A 25003-nucleotide genomic window follows, 5' to 3' on the forward strand; every position below is an offset into this window, starting at 1 on the left:
CTAGACGTAGTCACTGGCCTCCTCCTCATCGAGCATGGGAAGGCCGTCCTGCCACCAGGCAGCCAGGTTATGTACGTGAGGCGCCTTGAGAATCGTGAAGTGGTTGCCCGGGCCGTACCAGATACTGAGATCAGGGATATGCTTGCGCCAGCCTTCGATCATCTGTTCCTGTTCGCGTTTGTTACCAGCCGTGTCCAGGGTCGGATCATTGGCCAGCACCAACCGCACCGGTCCGGTGTAGCGATGTTGCGGTTGATACACCGTGCGCAAGGCCGTACCGAAGGCCCGAGCCGGGCCGCGCATCGAATCCACCGCCGAGCGCTGCGGCAACATGCCGGCGCGGACCATGCCGGCATGCAGCAAGCGCATCTGCGCCGAATCGTCCTGGGCGCCGAATACCGTGGCATCGATACCCAGGGATTTGCCCGAGGCCAGCTGCATCGCCTCGATCAACCGGTTCAACACCCCAGTCCCGGTATAAGGCTTGCCCACCACGCCGTTACCGCCCGGCGATTCGCTGTCGATCAGCGTCAACGAGGCCACCTTGCGGCCACGGGCGTTCAGGCGGGCCGCCATCTCGAAGACAATCCAGCCACCGAAGGAATGCCCCAGCAGATGCACCGGTCCCTCCGGTTGCACCTTGTCGATGGCTTCGAGGTACGCCTGGGCGGCGGTTTCCACCAGGCTGAAAGGCTCTGTGCTGCCGTCCAGCCCACGGTGTTGCAGCCCATGGATCGGCCAGTCCGGGCCAAAGGCGTCGGTCAGGCCGATGAAACCGGTGACGCTGTCGCCGGCCCCCGGTACGCAGAAGATCGGCGCCCGATCGGCCCGCCCGCCCTGGATCGTCAGCAGCGGCTGGTAACCGCTCTTCGGTGAGGGTGCCGGACGCGATGCGGCGGTGTGAAGTTCAGCACTGATGGCCTGGCCCAACGCCTGGACATGCGGCGCCTGCATCATGCTCTGGTGGTTACCCGGAACCTTGACGCAATGCAGCTGCGACGTCGGCAGGACAGCGTCCCAGCCCAGGTAGCCGGAGTGCCCGGGAGCGTCGTCCTTGCGCTCTTCGGCCACCAGCAGATGCACCGGCACGGAAATCGGATACACCCGGTAATGGGCCAACGCGTGACCATGGGCCACTTCGCGATCGAGGTACTGCCAGAGCTGCCCGGCGCTGTAGATGGACAGTTCGGCAGGCAGCAGCGCCTCGTCGCGGCAATGCTGCACCAGGCCCTGGAAATCGAATCGATCCAGTTGCCCTTGCAGACCGGCCAGTTTCTCCAGAACCTGCGCCTGCGCGCCCGCGCCAGGCAGTGCAGCCTTCCAGAAGACATCGCAGCGGTCCAACAGATGAAGCTTGTGGGCTTCGTCCAATGCCCAGCGCTCCCGACCCTGATCCACCAGCCGAGGCAGGTAGCTGTCGATCAGGCCGACAAACTCGACCTCCTCGTCCAGGCCGATCAGCTGGATCGCGGTTTCGTAAGCCAGCACGCCACCGAACGACCAGCCGGCCAGGCGATAAGGCCCCTTGGGCTGTACCGAACGAATGATCCCCACCAGCCGCGAGGCCATGCACTCCATGGTTTGCAACTGCGGCTCGCCCCATTCGACGGCGGGCAGGCCATACACCGGGATATCGGGGTCTATGTGTTTGCCCAATGTCGGGAAGTACAGGTCGAGCCCACTGAACTCGTGCACCAGGAACAGCGGGGTCTGCCGGCCCGTGGTGCGTACCGGTACAACAACCTCCTTCACCTGGGTATCCGTTATGCGGGTTTGCAGCATCGACGCCATTGCCGCGACGGTTTCGTGTTCGAACAACTCGGCCAGCGACAGCTTCAGATCGACCTGTGCCAGTGCCCCCACCAACCGGATGGCCAACAGCGAATGCCCGCCCAGCTCGAAAAAGCTGTCATGGCGACCGACCCGTTGCAGGCCCAGCAGGTCTTGCCAGATCTGCGCGAGAAGGATTTCGGTCTCACCTTGTGGAGCTTCGTATACGCGATGGATGAGCGCTTCCTGATCCGGTTCCGGCAATGCCTTGCGATCGAGTTTGCCGTTGGGTGTCAATGGCAGCGCATCGAGGCATACGTAGGCAGCCGGCACCATGTAGTCGGGCAGCTGTGCTTTAAGATGCCTGCGCAAATCTTCGATCTGCACCCTTTCGTCCGCTGGGTGCTGAGTGAAATAAGCCACCAGGCGTTTCTCGCCCGACCCGGCCTCGCGGACCAATACCACCGCCTCTCTTACCGCATCGTGCCGGGCGAGTTTTACCTCGATTTCACCCGGCTCGATGCGCAGACCACGGATCTTCACCTGATCGTCGTTGCGCCCCAGATAGTCGATATTGCCGTCCGGCAGGTAGCGCCCCATATCCCCGGTGCGGTACATCCTGGCATCCGGAGCGCTGCTGAACGGGTCCCGCAGGAAGCGTTCGGCGGTGAGGTCATCGCGATTCAGGTAACCTCGCGCCACCCCCGCCCCACCGATATAAAGCTCGCCTGCCACGCCAAGCGGGACCAGCTGCTGTTGTGCATCGAGCAGATAAACCCGCGCATTGGCCACCGGCTTACCGATATGCAGCAGCGGCTGCGAAGCATCGATCCGGCCCGAAGTGGCGACCACCGTCGTTTCCGTGGGGCCATAGTTATTGATCAGGCTGAAATGCGGGTCGACAGGCAGCTTGCGCAAACGGTCTCCGCCGACCAGCAAGGTACGCAGTCGATTCTGAGTCAGGTCGCGACTGAACGCATACTCGGCAATCGGCGTGGGCAGGAAGCTTACGTCCAGCGCCTGGGCATCCCACCAGTCAAGCAGCGCTTCGACATCCTCACTGCCCGCATGGGCAGGTGGCAGCAACAACGTGGCCCCGGCACACAGCGCCGGCCACACTTCCCAGGCCGCCGCATCGAAACCGAAACCAGCCACGCTCGAGGTGAGACTGCCATGCTTGAGCTCGAACGCCTGGCAATGCCAGCTCACCAGATTGTCGAGGTTGCGATGCTCGACCATCACGCCTTTGGGTTCGCCGGTGGAGCCCGAGGTGTAGATGATGTAGGCCAGGCATTGCGGTGTCAGCGCCGCGAGCGCCGGGTTGGCTTCAGCATGCCCGGTCAAATCGGCCATGGTTCCCTGATCGCCGTCCAGCAACAGCACCGGCACGTCCAGGCTCGGCAGGCGTTCTTGCAGCACCGTCTGAGTCAGCAGCGCCACCGGGGCACTGTCTTTGAGCAGATAGGCCAGACGGTCCACTGGATAAGCCGGATCCATCGGCACATAACAGCCACCGGCCTTGAGAATCGCCAGCAGGCCGACGACGGTTTCCAGGCTGCGCTGCATGCAGATGGCGACACGGTCCTCAGGCTGTATGCCGAGCGCCAGCAGGCGATACGCCAATTGGTTGGCCTGACGGTTCAACTCGTCGTAGGCCAGATGTTGCTCACCATACACAACCGCCACGCTAGCGGGGTACATGGCCGCTTGCGCTTCGAATCGCTGGTGGATTGTCGGATGCACAGGGAAATCCACGTCCGTGCTGTTGAAGTCCACCAACACTTGCCGACGCTCGGTGCAAGGCAGTATCGACACGCTGTTCAACGGCGTCCGGGGCGACGTTTCCAGCGCCTCCACCAGATGCTCCAGTGCAATGTTCATATACACGCAAACCCGCTGCGCGCCTATCTGCGGCACGGCCAGCGCGCTCAGGCTGAAGCCTTCGCCCAGGTCGTCCACCGACAGGGTCAATGGATAGTTGGTGCGTTCGCCACTGCTCAGTGCCTCGATACCGTCCCAAGCCGTCAACGCCTCGCTCGAAGCCATCTCGACGGCGCTGTGCCGATAGTTGAGCAAGGCGCTGAACAGCGGCATCGGCGCGGCCACGCCACTGCAGCGCTGGGCCAGTGCCAGCGAGGCATGTTCGTGGCCCAGCAAACCGCTCAACCGGGCGTGGGTGGCCTTCACGCCGCTACGCACCTCCTCGGTACCGACCTTGACCCGCAACGGCAAGGTGTTGATGAACATCCCCAGCGCCCGGTCGGCGCCCTCGCCACCTTGCATCCGTCCCATCAACACGGTGCCGAATACCACATCCTGCTTGCCGGTGACCTTGCTCAGCACTTGGGCCCAGGCCAGGTGATGCAGGCTGGCGGCACTCACGCCCAACTGACGGGCCTGGGCCCGCAACCGACGGCTCAGGTCAACGGAAAGATTCAACCCGGCCTCTTCGACAGCGCTGCCATCACCGCGCACGTCCAGCACGCCGAACGGCAACGTCGGCTCGTCGATATCACCCAGCATGTCGCGGAAGAACGCTTCATGAGCCTCACGGCCCACACCCAATCGGGCCTGGGCCACGTAATTGCGGAACGGCGTCGCGTCGCCCAACCGATCCGCCAGCCCCAGCAGATGCGCTTGCATCTCGTGTTCCACCACCTCCAGCGCGGTGTGATCGAGCGCCATGTGGTGGAACAGCAGGATCGCCACCCAACGCCCGTTGACGGGGTCATGGGCAAATGCCATGCGCATCAGCGGGGCCTGGCGTACATCGAGCCGGTAATGTTGCGGATCGAAGCGTTCCAGCAACTGCGCGGCGACATCCTGGCCGGGTTCGAAAACACACTCATCCAGCGTCAATCGCGCCTCGCGCAATACCACCTGCACCGGCTCGCGCAAGCCCTCCCAGAGCACGGCCGTGCGCAGGATATCGTGCCGCTCGATCACCCCTTGCAGGGCATTGACGAAGTCATCCAGCCGGGCACGGTCCTTGAGGTTGAACATGGCCTGCTGCACGTAGAGATCGCCCTGCTGCGAAGCCAGGTGGTGATACAGAATCCCTTCCTGCAACGGCGCCAGGGCGTAGATGTCCTGGACATTGCCCACGCCACCGGGCACCCCGGCGACGATGGCGTCGATTTCCTGCTGGGTGAGGTCGGCGAGCGGCAACATCTGCGGAGTGATCCGCGAGCAGCCCGGCACGATGCCGTTGTCCGGGACCACAATCTCCGTCGTGCCACCCACGGCGGCCGCCAGCGCAGCCAGGGTCGGCTGGCCGAACATCACGCGCACATCGGCGCTCAAACCGGCCTGGCGCATGCGTTCGATCAGCGTGACCGCCAACAACGAATGACCGCCCAGTTCGAAGAAGTGGTCATGACGCCCCACCCTTTCGACCTCGAGCAGCTCGGCCCACAGGTGTGCCAGCGTCGTTTCCACAGCGCCTTGCGGCGCTTCGTACTCACGGGAAATCACCGAGGCCAGGTCCGGCTCAGGCAGTGCCTTGCGATTCAGCTTGCCGTTGGGGGTCAGCGGTAGCGCCTCAAGGCGCACATAGGCCGCCGGCACCATGTACTCCGGCAGTTGCCCTTGCAGCTGGGCACGCAGGGTTTCGATCTCGACGTTGTGCTCGTCACCGTGCACGGTGAAGTACGCCACCAGGCGCTTGGCCCCCGGCACGTCTTCACGGGCCAGCACCACGGCTTCCTTGATCGCCTCGTGCCGGGCAAGCTTGGCCTCGATCTCGCCCAACTCGATGCGGAAACCGCGGATCTTGACTTGGTCGTCGTTACGGCCCAGGTAGTCGATATTGCCGTCCGGCAGGTAACGACCCAGATCGCCGGTGCGGTACATCCGTGCGTTCGACCGGTCACTGAACGGGTCGTCGAGGAAACGCTCGACGGTCAGTTCCGGGCGGTTCAGGTAACCCCGCGCCACCTGCACGCCGCCGATATAAATTTCCCCGGCCACGCCCAAAGGTACCGGTTGCTGATGGGCATCGAGCAGGTAGATCCGCGTGTTGGCGATCGGCTTGCCGATCGGCGTGCTTTCCGGGGTTTCTGCGCCCGCGCAGTCCCACGCCGTGACGTCCACCGCTGCTTCGGTCGGGCCGTACAGGTTGTAAAGGCCGGTGTGCGGCAATTGCGCCTTGAAGCGCCGCACCAGATGCCCCGGCAACGCCTCGCCGCTGCACATCACCCGCACCAGGCCTTCGCACTGTCCCGCCTCGCCATGGGCCAGGAACACATCCAGCATCGACGGCACAAAGTGCAGCGTGGTGATGCCCTGGGCCTGGATTACTTCGCGCAGGTACGCCGGGTCGCGATGCCCGCCCGGACGTGCCATCACCAGCCGCGCGCCGCTGAACAGCGGCCAGAAGAATTCCCACACCGACACGTCGAAGCTGAACGGAGTCTTCTGCAGCACCGCGTCCGACGCGCTCAAGCCGTACTCGTCCTGCATCCACAGCAGGCGGTTGACCACCGCGCCGTGCTCGTTCATCACGCCCTTGGGCAGGCCGGTGGAACCGGAGGTGTAGATCACATAGGCCAGATGATCGGCCCGCAGGCCTTGCACCATTGGATTGCCGGTTGGCTGCGTGGCGAAGTCCTCTTCGTCGAGCACGATCACCCTGGCAGCGGACGCTGGCAGGCTCGCCTGCAAGCTGACTTGGGTGAGCACCACCGTCGGCGCGCTGTTTTCCAGCATGTAGGTCAGGCGCTCGGCTGGATAATCCGGGTCCAGCGGCACATACGCCGCGCCGGCCTTGAGAATGCCCAGCAGGCCGGCAACCATGTCCAGGCTGCGATCGGCACAGATCGCCACGCGGTCGTCCGGACGGATGCCCAGCTCCAGCAGGCGATGGGCAATCTGGTTGGCGCGGCCATTCAGTTGCGTGTAGCTCAGTTGTGCCTCGCCAGACACCACGGCAACCGCGTCCGGACTGGCCGCGACCCGTGCCTCGAACAGGCCGTGCAGGGTCAGGCCTTGCGGGTAGTCGACCGAAGTGGCATTGAACGTTTCCAGCAGATGCTGGCGTTCGTTGTCACCCAGCAACGGGATCTGGGCCACCAGGGTCTGCTCATCGGCAACCATGGCCCGCAGTACGTCCTCCAGGTAACCGAGGTAGCGTTCCATCGTGGCCGTGTCGAACAGCGCCGTGGCGTACTCCAGCGAACCGAACAGGCGCCCATCGATCAGGGCCATGTCCAGCAACACGTCGAATTTCGCCGTGCGGCTGGTCACGCCCAGCCCTTGCAGCGACATATCGCCCAGCTCCAACCCGGTGGTTTCGTTGTTCTGCCATGACAGCATGGCCTGGAACACCGGGCTGTGGGACAGGCTGCGCAGTGGCCGGACCACCTCCACCACCTGCTCGAAAGGCAAATCCTGATGAGCCTGGGCCTCCAGGGTCCGCGCCTTCACCTGTTGCAGCAAAGCTTGCACGGTCAGTTCATCCGCGACATCGACACGCAGCGCCAGGGTGTTGACGAACAGGCCGATCAGGCCCTCGACTTCCGCGTGCATGCGGTTCGCCACCGGCGTGCCGATGACCACGTCGTCTTGGCCGGACAGGCGACTGAGCACCGTGGTCCAGGCGGCCATGATCGTCATGAACAACGTGGCGCCATGGCGCTGGCTCAACGCCTTGAGGCCTTGGGTCAGGGTTTCGTCGAGAACGATCCCCACCGCCGCGCCAGCGTGGTCTTGCTGTGCGGGCCGTGGCCGGTCGGTCGGCAGTGTCAACAGGGCCGGTGCGTCGGCCAGGGTCTGCTGCCAGTAGCGCTCCTGTGTCTCCAATACCTCCCCAGTGAGCCAGCGTCGCTGCCAGAGGGCGTAATCCGCGTACTGGATCGGCAACGCCGGCAGTGGATCGTCATACCCCTGACGGAACGCCTCATACAGCATCCCCAATTCATGGGTCAGCAGATCGGCAGACCAGCCATCCGAAACGATGTGGTGCAGGGTGACCAACAGCACGTGATCATCGTCCGCCATGCTTACCAGCCGGCCACGTACCAGTGGGCCGCGAGTCAGGTCGAAGGCCTGGCGAGCCTCTTCCCCGGACAGGGCCAGCAGTTCGCTTTCGGCGTCCGCTCGCCCAGCCAGGACATGCAGCTGCAAGGCGAAACCGATATCGGCCGGCGCAATGCGTTGTTCCACTTCCTGTCCTTGCGCCTGCACAAAGGTGGTACGCAGGGCCTCGTGGCGGGCCACGATACGGTCCAGTGCGCGGGTGAGCGCCGGGATGTCCAGCGCACCTCGCAAGCGCAGGCCCGTGGGGATGTGATACGCCGCGCTGGTCCCGTCCAGTTGCGCCAGGAACCAGAGGCGCTGCTGGGCGAAAGACAATGGCAACGCTTGTTCGCGGGACACCGGCACGATGCCAGGCCGGGTGCTACGCGCCGCCTGGGAGAGCACCCGGGCCAGCGCGCTCAGTTGCGGTTGGGCAAAGACATCGCTCAGGTTCAGCTCCACGCCCAATTGCTCGCGCACCTGGGCGATCAAACGCATGACCAGCAGGGAATGGCCACCCAGTTCGAAGAAATGATCGTGACGGCCCACCGACTCGACCTTGAGCAGGGTTTGCCAGATCCGCGCCAGGACGCTTTCCGTGTGGCCTTGAGGCGCTTCATGGGTGCGGCTGGCATGCGCCTCGGCATCGAGTGCCGGCAGGGCCTGGCGGTCGAGCTTGCGGTTCGGCGTCAGCGGCAGCGCGGCCAGGCTGACGAACGCGCCGGGCAGCATGTATTCGGCCAGTTGCGTCGACAACTGCGCGCGCAAGGTCGTGGCGTCCAGGCTCGTTCCGGCCTGCGGCACCACATAGGCCACCAGGCGTTTTTCCCCCGGGGTGTCTTCGCGCACGATCACCGCCGCTTCCTTGACCCCGGCACACTCGCTCAGCCGGGCCTCGATCTCGCCCAGTTCGATACGGAAACCGCGGACCTTGACCTGGAAGTCGTTGCGCCCCAGGTACTCAAGGCGTCCGTCCGGACGATAGCGGGCCAGGTCACCCGTCTTGTACAGGCGCGCATCGGGCTGGTCGCTGAACGGATCGGCCAGGAAGCGTTCGGCGCTGAGGGTGTCGAGGTTCAGGTAACCGCGCGCCACACCGTCGCCGCCGATGAAGATTTCCCCCGCGACTCCGAACGGCACCGGTTGGCGGTGCGCATCGAGCAGGTAGATACGGGTGTTGGCCATCGGTCTGCCGATGCTGGCGTTGCCGAGAATGCCATTGACGGCGTCATGCTCCATGTAGGCCGCCGTGCAGGACACCGTGGTCTCGGTCGGGCCATAGGTGTTGACCAGTCGGGTATGCGCGGGACAAACCGAGTCCCACATCCGCAGTTTCTGCGTCGACAAGGCATCGCCGGTGACGTTGATCAGCCGCACGTCGCTCAAATGGTCCCGGGCCTGGGCCGGCGTGTTATGCCACTCGGCCACGAGGGTGTGCCAATGGGCCGCCGTCAGGTGCAGGAAGGTCGGGCGAATATCGCCATTCTGTTGCAACTCGGTACTGCCAAACAGCTGCCGGGTGGGAGCCAGGGTGGCGCCGGCCAGCAGCGCCGGGAAGATCTCTTCCACCGACAGGTCGAAGTTCAGGGTGTTCTGTTGCAGCACCGTGTCGGCCGCTGTCAGGCCAAACAAGCGGACCGCATCGACGCAGTAGTTGACCAGCCCACGGTGTTCGATCATCACCCCTTTTGGATTGCCGGTGGAGCCCGAGGTATAGATGACGTAAGCCAAGTGGCGCACGCCCAGGGACGCCACCAGCGGATTATCGTCACGACCGCCGGCGATGCCGCAACGCACGCGTTCGGCGCGGTCGAGCAGCACCACCGGGACCGTCAACGCCGGCAGGCACCCTAGCAGTTCATCTTGGGTGAGCAGTGCCACCGGAGCACTGTCGGCAAGCATGTAGGCCAACCGTTCAGCCGGATACGCCGGGTCGAGCGGCACGTAACCGGCACCGGCCTTGAGGATGGCCAACAGGCCGACCAGCATTTCGACACCACGTTCGACGCATATCGCCACCCGGTCATCCGGGCGGATACCCAGCCCGATCAGGTGATGGGCAAGCTGGTTGGCCTGGCGGTTCAGTTCGGCGTAACTCAGGCGCTCATCAGCGGACGCGACAGCGATGGCATCCGGTCGAGCCTCGACCTGGGCTTCGAACAGCTGATGGACTGTCCGTTCACGTGGGTACGCTGCCTGGGTAGCGTTGAGCCCCTCCAGCAGGTACTCACGTTCGGCATCGTCCAACAGCGCGATCCGTTCGACCGGGGCCTGGTCGCTTGCAACCATGGCCCGCAGCAGGCGCTCGAAGTAGCCGAGATAACGCTGCATCGTGCGCTCGTCGAACAACGCCGTGGCGTATTCGAGGGCGCCGAACATCTGCCCTTGGATCTCGCCCAGTTCCAGGGACACGTCGAATTTGGCGACGTTGCTAGCCGCACCCAGGCCTTCGAGCTTCAAGTCCCCCAATACCAATTCGCTGTTGTCATGGGTCTGCCACGACAGCATGGCCTGGAACAGCGGGCTGTGGGCCAGGCTGCGCGCCGGCTTGAGTACTTCCACCACTTGCTCGAACGGCAAGTCCTGATGCGCCTGGGCACCAAGGGCCTGGGCCTTGACCCGGGCCAGCAGGGTTTCCACGGTCGGCGCGCCAGAGAGATCGATGCGCACGGCCAGGGTGTTGACGAAGAAACCGATCAACCCTTCGATTTCCGAGCGCGTGCGGTTGGCGACCGGCGAGCCGATCACCACCTCTTCCTGGCCCGAAAGCCGGCTCAACAATGCGCCCCAGGCCGCCATCAAGGTCATGTACAAGGTGACGCCATGGCGCTGACTGAGAGCCTTGAGGCTGGCGGTCAGGTCAGCATCGAAGACCACCGGCACTGTCGCCCCGGCGTAGTCCTGGTGCGCGGGACGCGCACGGTCGGTGGGCAGCATCAACAAGGCTGGTGCATCGGCCAGGGCTTGGCGCCAGTAGTCGCTCTGGGCTTGCAGTACCTCGCCGCTCAACCAGCGACGTTGCCAGACAGCGTAGTCGCCGTACTGCACCGTCAGGACCGGCAATGGATCCTCCAGGTCATGACGGAACGCTTCATAGAGCGCCGCCAGTTCCTTGATCAACACACCAATGGACCAGCCGTCCGAAACGATGTGGTGCATGGTGACCAGCAGCACATGGTCTTCGTTGCCGAGGCGGATCAGGCGGCCGCGGATCAATGGGCCCTGTTCCAGGCTGAAGGTGTCGGTGGCCTCCTCTGCCGCCAGCGCATGCAGTTGCTCCTCGGCATCGGCCTGGCCGCGGAGGTCATGGTGCAGCAGCGCGAAACCGACATCGGCCGGCATGATGCGCTGCCGGGGGTCCTGGTCCTGGCCCTGGACCTGCACGAAGAGAGTACGCAGGGACTCGTGACGGGCGACGATGCGGTCCAGCGCCCGCTGCAAGGCGGGACGATCCAGCACACCGCGCAGGCGCAGCCCGGCAGGCATGTGATAGGCCGCGCTGGCGCCTTCCATCTGGGCCAGGAACCACAGGCGCTGCTGGGCGAACGACAGCGGCAGGTCCTCCTCTCGGGAAACCCGGACGATCTCCGGCAACGTACTGCGACCGGCCTGGGCCACGGCCTGCGCCAAGCCCATGAGCTGGGGTTGGGCGAACAACTCGGTCAGGCCCAACTCCACACCCAGGCGCAGGCGCACCTGGGAAATCAATTGAATCGCCAGCAATGAATGGCCTCCCAGTTCGAAGAACTGGTCATGGCGACCGACCTGTTGCAAGCCCAAAAGGTCTTGCCAGATCTGCGCCAGGGCGGTTTCGACTTCGCCTTGCGGCGCTTCATAGCCCCGGGAGATGACGGCATCCAGGTCCGGCGCCGGCAGGGCCTTGCGGTCGAGCTTGCCGTTGGGCGTCAGCGGCAAGGCCTCCAGGCGCACGTAGGCAGCGGGCACCATATAGGCCGGCAAGCGCGCTTGCAGATGGGCGCGCAGGGCTTCGATGTCGACTGCTGCGTCCGGCGCGTGCTGGGTGAAATACGCCACCAAGCGCTTGTCGCCCGGTACGTCTTCCCGGGCCAGGACCACGGTTTCCTTGATGCCTGGAGCCTGGGCGAGCTTGGCTTCGATTTCACCCAGTTCGATGCGGAAGCCACGGATCTTGACCTGATCGTCGTTACGGCCCAGGTATTCGATGTTGCCGTCCGGCAGGTAGCGGCCCAGGTCACCGGTCCTGTACATCCGGGCGTTGGGTACGCTGCTGAACGGATCCTTGAGGAAACGCTCTGCGGTCAGATCATCACGATTGAGGTAACCACGGGCGACACCCGCGCCACCGATGTAGATTTCCCCGGCCACGCCCAGTGGCACCGGTTGTTTGTGTTCATCCAGCAGATAGAACTGAGTGTTCGCCACCGGCTTGCCGATGTGCGCGGCAAAGCCGTCTTCGCGGGCCATCGAGACCCAACTCGAATAAGTGGTGGTTTCCGAGGGACCATAGAGATTGCATAGGCGCTTGATCGAAGTCTGCTCGAACAGCGTTTCCACCAAGCTGCGCTTCAAAGCTTCACCGGCCACGTTGACCGTGTCGACACCTTCACCCAGCCCACCAGATTCCAGCAACGCCTTGAGCGCCGACGGCACGGTGTTGATCAGGGTGACGTCGTGCTCGCCGTCTTGCAGTTCCAGCACATTAGTGACCACTTCAATGCTGCCGCCAGAAGTCAGCGGCGCGAAGCATTCGTAGACCGCGAGGTCGAAGTTCAGCGAAGTCGAGAACAGCGTCTTCGACAGGGTTTGAGCGTCAAAGGAGCGATGCACCCAGGTCAGGAAGTTCACCGTATTGCGGTGCTCGATCATCACGCCTTTGGGCAAACCGGTCGAACCCGAGGTGTAGATCACGTAAGCCAGGTGCGAGGACGTCAGGCCCGGCACCTCGGGATTGGGCGCTGCCTCGTCCTGCCAGACGCCCTTGTCGAGGTTGATCACCGGCACCGCCGTCTCGCCCAGCAAGTGGCGGGTGGCGCCTTGAACCAGGATCGCCGCCGGCGCGCTGTCTTCGAGCATGTAGGCAATCCGGTCCAGCGGATACGCCGGGTCCAGCGGTACATAACCACCGCCGGCCTTGAGGATCGCCAGCAGGCCCACGACCATGTCGATGCTACGCTCGACACAGATCGCCACCCGTGAATCGGGTTGTACGCCCTGCTTGCGCAGGTAATGGGCCAGGCGGTTGGCGAGGCCATTGAGCTGGCGATAGTTGAGCTGTTGTCGGCCGTGGCGCACCGCCACGGCATCCGGCGTGCGCAGTACCTGGGCTTCGAACAGGCCGTGGATGGTCTGCTCCTGCGGGTAATCGGCCTGGGTGGCGTTGAAGTCCACCAGCAACCGCTCGCGTTCCGTCGCCGGCACAATCGACAATGCCCGCAACGCCAGGTCCGGGGCGCGCTCCAACGCCGTCACCAGGCTGTCCAGCGCCGTGTGCATGTAACCGCAGACACGCAGGGGCCCCACTTCGGCCACGGCCTGGGCCGTGAGCCGGAAGCCCTCGCCCAGGTCGTCCACGTTGAGGCACAATGGATAGTTGGTCCGCTCTTCCATGCTCAGGGTCTGAATCCCGTGCCAGGCCGAGATGGCGTTGTCGGACACCGCTTCAGCGGCACTGTGGCGATAGTTCAGCAAGGTGCTGAACAACGGCAGCGAGGCCGGCACGCCACTGCAACGTTGAGCCAGGGACAGCGAAGCGTGCTCGTGACCGAGCAAGGCTGACAGCCGGTCATGGGTTGCCCTGACACCGGCGCGGGCGCCCTGGGCACCGACGCTGACGCGCAATGGCAAGGTATTGATGAACATTCCCAGGGCCCGATCGGCCCCATCGCCGCCCTGCATCCGCCCCATCAGCACGGTGCCGAACACCACTTCTTCACGGCCCGAAACCCGGCCGACCACATGACCCCAGGCCAGGTGGACCAGGCTTGCCGCACTCACGCCGAGTTGACGGGCCTGGGCACGCAGGCGCTGGGCCAGCCCGGCGTCCACGTCCTGATGCGCTTCTTCGATGCCGCTGCCGTCACCCTGCACATCCTGCAGGCCGAACGGAAGGGTTGGTTCATCGATATCGCCGAGCATCTCGCGGAAAAACCCTTCGTGCTGCTCGCGACTGACTCCAAGCCGCGCCTGGGCCACATGATTGCGATACGGCACGGCAGGCGAAAGCAGGTGCGGCTGGTCCAGGAAACTGGCCTGCATCTCGTGCACCACCACTTCAAGCGCCGTGTGATCCAGCGCCATGTGATGGAACAACAGCATGCCGACCCAACGCTGGTTCGCCACGTCCTGGGCATAGGCCAGGCGCATCAGCGGTGCCTGGGCGATGTCGAGACGATAATGCCGCGGATCGAAACGCCCGTGCAGTTGCTGTACCACCTCGCCAGCCGCGGGATCCACCTCGACCTCTTCAAGGCCCAGGGTCGCATGGCGCCACACCACTTGCACCGGTGCCGCCAAGCCTTGCCAGACCATGCTGGTGCGCAAGATGTCATTACGCGATACCACGCTCTGCAAGGCATGGGCAAAGGCTTGTAGCCGTTCGCGATTGTCAAAGCCGAACAGCACCTGCAGCACGTAGGGGTCGCCCTGTTCCGCGGCAAGGTGGTGGTAGAGAATGCCCTCCTGCAACGGCACCAGGGCGTAGATATCCTGCACGTTCGCCACGCCACCCGGGACCGTGGCCACGATCCGGTCGATGGCGTCCTGGTCCAGGTCGGCCAGGGGCAACATGTCCGGGGTGATTCGCATGCAGCCGGCGGGAATGAGGTTGGCCGGCACCACGACTTCCGCGTGTCCGCCGACTGCGGCAGCCAGCGCGGCCAATGTCGGCTGGCCAAACAGCACCCGCACGTCGGCGGACAGATCGACCTGGCGCATGCGCTCGATCAACTTCACCGCCAGCAGCGAATGACCGCCCAGTTCAAAGAAGTTGTCGTGGCGCCCTACTCGTTCGAGCTTGAGCAAGTCCCGCCAGATCCGGGCAATGGCGCTTTCCACTTCCCCTTGGGGAGCTTCGTATTCACGGCTGATCACTGCCGATTGATCCGGTGCCGGCAACGCCTTGCGATCCAGCTTGCCATTGGTGGTCAGCGGGAAGGCTTCGAGCATCACGAAGGCGCTTGGCACCATGTAGTCCGCCAACGAACCCAGTAGCTGCGTGCGCAGGTCGGCAGCCGATAGCTGCGCGTCTTCCCTGGCGATGACATAAGCCACCAGGCGCTTGTCGCCCGGCTCGTCCTCGCGGGCGATGACCACCGCCTCGCTGACACCTTCGCAAGCCGCCAGCGCTGCCTCGATTTCGCCCAGCTCGATACGGAATCCGCGGATCTTCACCTGGTCGTCGTTACGGCCCAGGTATTCGATGCTGCCGTCCGCCAGCCAGCGACCGAGATCGCCGGTTTTGTACATCCGTGCGTTCGGCTCATTACTGAACGGGTTGTCGAGGAAACGCTCGGCGGTCAGCTCGGCGCGGTTCAGGTAACCCCGGCTCACACCGGCGCCACCCACGTACATTTCACCAACCACGCCCACCGGCACCGGCTCGCGTTGGGCGTCGAGCACGTACAGCTGCAAGTCGGGGATGCGCCCGCCAATCGGGCTGACGCCCACCAGTTGGGCATCCGCCGCACACAGCGCACGGTAGGTCACGTGCACCGTGGTTTCGGTGATGCCGTACATGTTCACAAGTTGCGTGCCGGTATTGATTTCCCGGGCGTACCACGGCTTGAGAATACCGGTCTCCAGTGCCTCGCCACCGAAGATTACCTGACGCAGGCTGTGCTTCAGCTCGCTTTCGCCCTGGGCCGCGATCAACTGACGGAATGCGCTTGGCGTCTGGTTCAGCACCGTGACGCCGGCCTCGCACAACAGCGCGTAGCAGTCCTGCGGCGAACGGCTGACCAGCTGCGGCACCACCAACAGGCGACCGCCATGGGTCAGCGCGCCCCAGATTTCCCAGACCGAGAAATCGAAAGCGAAGGAATGGAACAGCGCCCAGACGTCCTGCGGGCCAAAGTCGAACCACGGTTGCGTGGCCGAGAACAGCCGCGCGACGTTGCGGTGCTCGACCATCACCCCCTTGGGCAAGCCGGTCGAGCCGGAGGTGTAGATCACATAGGCCAAATGGCTGGAGTCGAGCCCCGCCACCTGCGGATTCCGGACGGACTGGTCCTGCCAGTCGCGACCATCGAGATCGACCACGGGGACCGAAATGTCGGCCAACAAGCGACGTGTCGTGGTTTGTACCAACACGGCCACCGGCGCACTGTCCCGCAACAGGTAGGCGAGGCGTTCGGCCGGATAGGCCGGATCCAGCGGCACATAACCGGCGCCCGCCTTGAGAATCCCCAACAGGCCGACAATCATGTCCAGGCCCCGCTCGACACAGATCGCCACCCGGTCATCCGGGCGAATGCCCAGGGACAGCAAATGATGGGCGAGCTGGTTGGCCCGGGCGTTGAGTTCACCGTAGGTCAGGGCCTGGTCTTCATACACCACTGCCAGCGCATCGGGTTGCGCACCGGCACGGGCCTCGAACTGCCCATGGATCAGCGCATTGTCGGCGTAGGCCACATCCGCGGCATTCCAGGTTTCCAGCAACTGCCGGCGCTCGGCCGGCGGCAGGATCCGCAAACTGTTCAAAGACGCCAGGGGCGATTGTTCCAGCGCCTCCAGCAGTTGTTCCAGCACACATTGCACATAGCCGCAGACACGCCCGGCACCGATCGACGCCTCGGCCATGACCGTCAGGTTGAAGCCTTCACCCAGGTCATCCACCGACAGCGTCAGCGGGTAGTTGGTCCGCTCTTCGCCGCCCAGTACCTGGATACCCTCCCAGGCCGCGATGGCTTCGCTGGAGGCCGTCTGCGTACCGATATGGCGGTAGTTCAGCAGCGCGCTGAACAACGGTGCCGGCGCGGTCACGCCACTGCAACGCTGGGCCAGAACCAAAGAAGCATGCTCATGGCCGAGCAATGCGCTCAAGCGTGCATGGGTCGCCTTGACCCCGGCGCGTACGCCCTGGGTGCCCAGTTCCACACGCAACGGCAAGGTGTTGATGAACATCCCCAGTGCCCGGTCGGCGCCCTCGCCGCCCTGCATCCGGCCCAGCAACACGGTGCCGAACACGACGTCGTCCTTGCCCGAGACACGGCCCAACACCTGCGCCCAGGCCAGGTGATACAGGCTCGCCGCGCTCACTCCGAGCTGACGGGCCTGCGTCCGCAGGCGCTGGCTGAGCGCCCCATCGACCGGCTGGCGGACTTCTTCGATCCCACCTCCGTCGCCCTGCACATCCCGCAGGCCGAACGGCAACGTCGGCTCGGTCACATCGCCCAGCATCTCGCGGAAGAACCCTTCGTGCTCTTCGCGGCTGACGCCCAGACGGGCCTGGGCCACGTAGTTGCGATACGGCACCGAGGTTGCCAGCAGATGCTCGCGCCCCATCACATGGGCCTGGATTTCCGCCGTGAGCATGGCCAGAGACGTCGCGTCGTCGACCATGTGGTGGAACAGCAGCATGCCAACCCAGCGATTGTTGACCACGTCTTCGGCATAGCCGATACGCATCATCGGCGCCTGACGGATGTCCAGGCGGTGATGCCGTGGGTCCAGATGCTCGCGCAGTTGTTGCGCGATATCTCCCGCCGCCGGGTCCAGCACGATCTCATCGAGCCCCAGTCGGGCCTCGCGCCAGACCACCTGCACAGGTTCGTCCAGCCCTTCCCAGACCACGCCGGTGCGCAGGATATCGTGGCGGGACACCACGCCTTGCAACGCCCTGGCGAAGTCGTCCAGGCGGGCGCGGCTGTCGTAGGTGAACTGTACATATTGCAGATACGGGTCGCCCTGGGCCGCAGCAAGGTGGTGATACAGAATCCCTTCCTGCAAGGGTGCAAGGGCATAGATGTCCTGCACGTTGCGTACACCGCCCGGCACTGACGCGACGACACGGTCGATACCGTCCTGGTCCAGATCGACCAGGGGCAGCATGTCCGGAGTGATTCGCGTGCAGTCGGCGGGGATGAGGTTGGCCGGCACCACGATTTCGCGCACGCCGCCCACGGCCGCCGCCAGTGCCGCCAGCGTCGGCTGGCCGAACAGCACGCGGACGTCGGCGGCCAGGTCGATCTGGCGCATGCGCTCGACCAGTTTCACCGCCAGCAGCGAATGGCCGCCCATTTCAAAGAAATGATCATGACGGCCGACCTGCTCCACGTGCAGCAGGTCTTGCCAGATCCGCGCAATCGCCGTCTCGACCTCGCCTTGGGGCGCCTCGTATTCACGGCTCACCACAGAGGACTGGTCGGGCACCGGCAAGGCCTTGCGGTCCAGTTTGCCGTTGGTGGTCAGCGGGAATACCGTCAACATCACGAACGCGCTGGGCACCATGTATTCCGCCAGGGAACCCAACAGCTCGGCGCGCAGTTCGGCCGCCGACGGTGGCTCGCCCTCCTCGGCAATCACGTAGGCCACCAGGCGCTGGTCACCCGGGGTGTCCTGGCGCGCCAGGACCACGGCTTCACGCACGCCACTACAGGCAGCCAGCTTGGCCTCGATCTCCCCCAGCTCGATCCGGAAACCACGGATCTTCACCTGGTCATCGTTACGTCCGAGGTATTCGATACTGCCGTCGGCCAGCCAGCGACCGAGGTCACCGGTCTTGTACATGCGGGCGTTCGGTTCTTTGCTGAACGGGTTGTCGAGGAAGCGTTCGGCCGTCAGTTCATCGCGATTCAGATAACCCCGGCTCACACCCGCGCCACCGACGTACATTTCGCCGACCACACCGACCGGCACGGGTTCGCGTTGTACATCGAGCACATACAACTGCAAGTCAGGAATGCGCTTGCCAATGGGGCTGACACCGGTCAGTTGGGCGTCGGCAGCACACAGTGCGCGGTAGGTCACATGCACGGTGGTTTCGGTGATGCCGTACATGTTCACCAGTTGCGTGCGGGCATTGGTTTCACGGGCGTACCAGGGCTTGAGGATCCCGGTTTCCAGCGCTTCGCCGCCGAAGATCACCTGCCGCAGGCTGTGGTCCAGGTCGCTTTCGCCCTGGGCCGCGATCAACTGGCGGAACGCGCTCGGCGTCTGATTGAGGATGGTCACCCCGGCCTCGCACAGCAGCGCATAGCAGTATTGCGGGGAGCGGCTGACCAGTTGCGGCACCACCAGCAGGCGTCCGCCATGGGTCAATGCGCCCCAGATTTCCCAGACCGAAAAATCGAAGGCGAAGGAATGGAACAGTGCCCAGACGTCTTGCGGGCCGAAGTCGAACCAGGGCTGGGTGGCCGAGAACAGCCGGGCGACGTTACGGTGCTCGACCATCACGCCCTTGGGCAAGCCGGTCGAGCCGGAGGTGTAGATCACATAGGCCAGGTGACTGGCCTCAAGGCCCGGCACATCCGGGTTATGCCGTGGCTGCTGCTCCATTTCGCCGGCTTCGAGTGGATCGAGCAGCACGGTCGGCACGCGCAATGGCGGCAGGGTTTCACACCATTCCCGCTGGGTCACCAGCGCTACCGGGCTGCTGTCGTGCAACATGTAGGCAATGCGTTCCGCCGGATAGGCAGGGTCCAGCGGCACATAACCCGCCCCCGCCTTGAGGATGCCCAACAGGCCGACGATCATGTCCAGGCCGCGCTCTACACAGATCGCCACCCGGTCGTCCGGACGAATACCCACGGCCAACAGGCTGTGGGCCAACTGGTTGGCGCGGGCATTGAGCTGGCCATAAGTCAGCGTCTGTTCTTCATGGACCACCGCCACGGCGTCAGGCTGGGCCACTGCCCAGGCTTCGAACTGACGATGGATCAGGGCCTGCGCGGCATATTCGGCATCCTGGGTATTCCAGGTTTCCAGCAACTGCCGGCGTTCGGCTGGCGGCAGGACCGTCAATGCGTGCAGCGCAGTGTGCGGCGCTTGCTCCAGGGCGGTGACCAGACTGTCCAGCGCCATCTGCATGTAACCACAGATGCGTGCGGCACCGATCGAGGTTTCGACCAGGGCCGTGAGGGAGAAACCTTCCCCCAAGTCGTCGACGTTGAGGGTCAATGGGTAGTTGGTGCGCTCGTCACCATTGAGCGCCTCGATCCCGTTCCAGGCCGAGAGGCCATCCTGGGTCACCTCGGCGGCGCTGTGACGGTAATTAAGCAAGGCGCTGAACAGCGGCGTCGGTGCCGCCACGCCACTGCAACGCTGGGCCAGAGCCAGGGAGGCATGTTCATGGCCCAGCAGGCCCGTCAGTCGGGCGTGGGTCGCCTTGACCCCGGTACGAACATCCTGGGCGCCCACGTCCACGCGCAGCGGCAAGGTGTTGATGAACATCCCCAGCGCCCGGTCGGCGCCTTCACCGCCCTGCATCCGGCCCAGCAACACCGTGCCGAACACCACGTCCGGCTTGCCGGACACTTTGCCCAGTACTTGCGCCCAGGCCAGGTGCACCAGGCTGGCGGCACTGACGCCCAATTGCCTGGCCTGAGCCCGCAGACGCCTGGACAGCACGAGATCCACCGGCTCACGGACCTCATCGATGCCATGGCCGTCCCCTTGCACATCCTGCAAGCCGAAGGGCAGTGTTGGCTCATCGATATCGCCGAGCATGTCGCGGAAGAACGCCTCGTGTTCCGCCTCGCTCGCCCCCAGGCGTGCCTGGGCCACATAGTTGCGATAAGGCATCGCTTCGCCCAATCGCTCGCCTTGCCCCAACAGGTGCAGCTGCATTTCATGCTGCATCACATCCAGCGCGGTATGGTCCAGTGCCATGTGGTGGAACAGCAGGATCGCCACCCAACGGTCCTGGGCCTCGTCCTGGGCGTAGATCAGTTGCAGCATCGGTGCACGGCGCAGGTCCAGGCGATAGTGGCGCGCATCGAAGCGGCTCGCCAGTTGCGTGGCGACATCGCCGGCCGTGGCATCGGCTTCGAAGCGCTGCGGTTCAAGCAGCACCTTGCGCCAGACCATCTGCAGCGGCTCGTCCAGACCTTCCCAGGCCACACTGGTGCGCAGGATGTCGTGGCGGTCGATGACCACCTGCAAGGCCTCGACGAATGCGTCGAGACGTTCGCGGTTGTCGAAGGCGAACTGCGATTGCAGCACATAGGGGTCGCCCTGCTCGGCGGCCAGGTGGTGATAGAGGATGCCTTCCTGCAACGGCGCCAGCGGGTAGATGTCCTGGACGTTGGCGGCACCGCCCGGAACGGTGGCAACGATCCGGTCGATCGTCTGTTGGTCGAGGGTCACCAGCGGCAACATGGCCGGGGTGATGTGCCCGCAATCCAGCGGAATCAGGTTTTGCGGAACAGTGATCTCCCTGCCACTGCCGATGGCGGCCGCCAGCGCCGCCAGGGTCGGCTGGCTGAACAGGACGCGCACGTCGGCACTCAGGCCGGCCTGGCGCATGCGTTCGATCAGCGTCACCGCCAACAACGAATGACCGCCGAGCTCGAAGAAGTGATCGTGACGACCGACCTGCTCGACCTTGAGCACCTCGGCCCAGAGCCGCGCCAGGGTCTGTTCCACTTCGCCTTGCGGGGCTGCGTATTCACGGCTGGCGTAGGCGTCCGCGTCCGGTGCCGGCAAGGCGCGACGGTCCAGCTTGCCGTTGGCGGTCAGCGGGAAGGATGGCAGCACCACGAAAGCGCTGGGCACCATGTACTCGGCCAGCGTGCTCGCCAGTTGGCCGCGCAGCTCGTGCACTGACAACGTGACACCCTCTTCAGGGATCACATAACCCACCAGGCGTTTAGGTCCGTTGTCATCCTGTCGCGCCAGCACCACGGCGTCTTTCACGCCGGCGCACTGGCCCAACCGCGCCTCGATCTCGCCCAGCTCGATCCGGAAACCACGGATCTTCACCTGGTCGTCGTTACGGCCCAGATAATCCACGGTTCCGTCGGTACGCCAGCGCGCCAGGTCGCCGGTGCGGTAGAGCAAAGCGGCTGGGTCGGCGCTGAACGGGTCGGCGACGAACTTCTCGGCGGTCAGTTCCGGACGGTTCAGATAGCCGAGGGCCACGCCATCGCCACCGATGTACAGCTCACCCGCCACGCCGACTGGCACGGGTTGCTGATTCGCATCCAGCACGTAGACGCGGGTGTTGCCGATCGGATGACCAATCGGGATACCGCCCTCGCCCACGGTCTTGATTTCGTAAGTGGTGGTAAACGTCGTGGCTTCGGTCGGACCATAACCGTTGAGCAGATGCTGCGGCGCGCCATCCTTGAGCACGCGCCCGATCACCGCCGGATCCAGCACGTCGCCGCCCACGATCAGGTAACGCAGTTGCTTGAACACCGGCAGCAAACCAGCGGCGTACTGGTGGAACAGCCCGGCGGTCATCCACAGCACGCTGACCGACTGCTCGGTCAACAGCGCGGCAAAGCGCGCCTGATCCAGCAGCACATCCTGCTCGACCACGACCACACAACCGCCGTTGAGCAACGGCGCCCAGACGTCGAGGGTACTGGCGTCGAAGGCTGGGTTCGAGGCAAACGCGACTCGATCCCGCTTGTTGAAATCGGCATAACCGTTGTTGATCACCAAGCGATTGATTGCGCGATGGGGTACCAGCACACCCTTCGGCATCCCGGTGGAACCGGAGGTGTGCATGATGTAGGCGACGGATTCGGCGCTCTGCGTCAGGTTCAGGTCATCGGAGGTTCCGCCCAGCACCACGGTGTCCAGGTCCACCCGCATCGTGCCTTGCGGTGTGGTCGTAGCGCTCAGGGTCAGCAGGATCCGCGCTCCGCTGTCCTGCACCATGAAGTCTTGGCGTTCCAGGGGCGCGTGGATATCCAGCGGCACATAAGCCGCGGCGCACTTGAGGACGGCCAGTTGACTGACCAGCAGGTCAATCGAACGCTCCAGCAGGATCGCCACACGCTCGCCCGGTTTGACGCCAAGGTCGATCAGGTGACGGGCCAGGCGATTGGCCCGGCTGTTCAATTCGGCGTAGGCCAGGCTCTGCCCGTCGTGCACCGCCGCCGGCGCTTCAGGGCTGGCCTGGGCCCGGGACTCGAACAGTCCGTGGACGGTCCTGTCCCGTGGAAAGCTGCGGGTGGTTGCGTTGAATTCAACCAGCAACTGCCGACGCTCGGCCGATGGCAGGATCGACAGGCTGTTCAACCGCGTCTGCGGCGCCTGCTCAAGCGCCTCCACCAAGTATTCCAGCGCAATGTTCATGTAGGCGCAGACCCGCTGCGCGCCGATCTGCGGCACAGCCAGCGCCGTCAGCAGGAAGTCTTCACCCAAGTCATCCACCGACAGGGTCAGCGGGTAGTTGGTGCGTTCTTCGTTGCTCAGGATTTCGATGCCATCCCAAGCGGCCCGTGCGTCGCTTGAAGTGACATCGACGGAGCTGTGCCGGTAGTTGAGCAAGGCGCTGAACAACGGCATCGGCGCGACCACGCTGCTGCAGCGCTGGGCCAGGGCCAGGGAGGCGTGCTCATGGCCGAGCAAACCGGTCAATCGGGCGTGGGTCGTCTTCACGCCGCCGCGCACATCCCCCGTGCCCACTTCCACCCGCAGCGGTAAGGTGTTGATGAACATGCCCAACGCACGTTCAGCGCCGTCGCCGCCCTGCATGCGCCCCATCAACACCGTGCCGAACACCACATCCTGCTTGCCGGACACCTGGCCCAGCACCTGGGCCCAGGCCAGATGGTGCAGGCTCGCCGCGCTCACGCCCAACTCACGCGCCTGGGCCCGCAGGCGGCGGCTCAGGTCGCCGGACAGCTGCAAGCTGGCCTCTTCTATATCGCTGCCGTCACCGCGCACATCCTGCACGCCGAACGGCAAGGTCGGTTCGTCGACGTCACCGAGCATGTCGCGAAAGAACCCCTCATGCTCCTCGCGACTGACGCCCCGGCGGGCCTGAGCCACGTAGTTGCGGAACGGCACCGCTTCGCCCAACCGGTCGGCCTGGCCCAGCAGGTAGGCCTGCATCTCGTGGCGTACCAACTCCAGCGCCGTGTGATCGAGGGCCATGTGGTGGAACAGCAGGATCGCCACCCAGCGCTGGTTGGGCTGGTCTTCCGCGAATGCAATACGCATCAGCGGCGCCTGCTGCATATCGAGACGGTAATGCAGCGTGTCGAATCGCTCGCGCAACTGCCCGGCGATATCTCCCGCACCCGCCGCCAGCACCACCTCTTCCACCGCCAGTTGCGCTTTGCGCCAAACCACCTGCACCGGCTCGTCCAGGCCTTCCCAGACCACTGACGTGCGCAGGATGTCATGACGATCGATGACGCCCTGGAGCGCATGGGCAAACGCGTCCAGCCGCTCGGGATCGGCAACGGTGAACGTGGCTTGCAACACGTAGGGATCGCCCGACGGCGCGGCAATATGGTGGTAGAGAATGCCCTCTTGCAACGGCGCCAACGGATAAATGTCTTGTACGTTGCGCGCGCCACCCGGCACCGTCTCGACGATGCGGTCGATGTCCTGTTGGTCCAGTTCGACCAGGGGCAGCATCGGCGGTGTGATCCGCGTGCAACCGAGCAGGATGCCGTTGTCCGGTACCTGGATTTCGCTGCCGCTGCCCACTGCGGCCGCCAGCGCCATCAAGGTCGGCTGGCCGAACAGCACGCGCACGTCGGCGCTCAAACCGACCTGACGCATCCGCCCGATCAGGCTGACAGCCAGCAGAGAGTGGCCGCCGAGTTCGAAGAAGTGATCGTGACGACCGACGCGCTCGACCTTGAGCAGGTCCTGCCAGATCTGCGCCAGGGTGGTTTCGACTTCGCCCTGGGGGGCTTCGTAGCCACGGCTGATCAATGCTTCGTGGTCGGGTGCCGGCAGGGCCTTGCGGTCGAGCTTGCCGTTGGGGGTCAGGGGCAGTGCGTCGAGGTGTACGTAGGCCACCGGGACCATGTAGGCCGGCAACTGCACTTGCAGGTGGCTGCGCAGGGCTTCGATGTCCACCGCTTGCGATTGAGTGAAGTAAGCCACCAGGCGTTTGTCGCCCGGCACGTCTTCACGGGCCTGCACCACCGCTTCTTTCACGGCCTCATGCTGGGCGAGTTTGGCTTCGATCTCACCCAGTTCGATGCGGAAACCGCGGATCTTCACCTGGTCGTCGTTACGGCCGAGGTATTCGATGTTGCCGTCCGGCAGGTAGCGACCCAGGTCGCCGGTCTTGTACATCCGGGCGTTTGCAGCGCTACTGAACGGA

1 protein-coding gene (only partly in view) is annotated in these 25003 nt (G+C 64.5%); it reads right to left on the reverse strand.

From position 1 onward, the window contains the following. Positions 1-25003, reverse strand: partial view of a non-ribosomal peptide synthetase gene (locus LOY35_RS16300; protein ID WP_258624802.1) — the 3' portion only. Its footprint extends 5951 nt past the window's final position; the window shows 25003 of its 30954 coding nt (coding positions 5952-30954); the start codon falls outside the window, past its right edge — the gene reads right to left on this strand; its stop codon occupies positions 1-3.

Source organism: Pseudomonas sp. B21-028 (assembly GCF_024749045.1).
Classification (GTDB): Bacteria; Pseudomonadota; Gammaproteobacteria; order Pseudomonadales; family Pseudomonadaceae; genus Aquipseudomonas.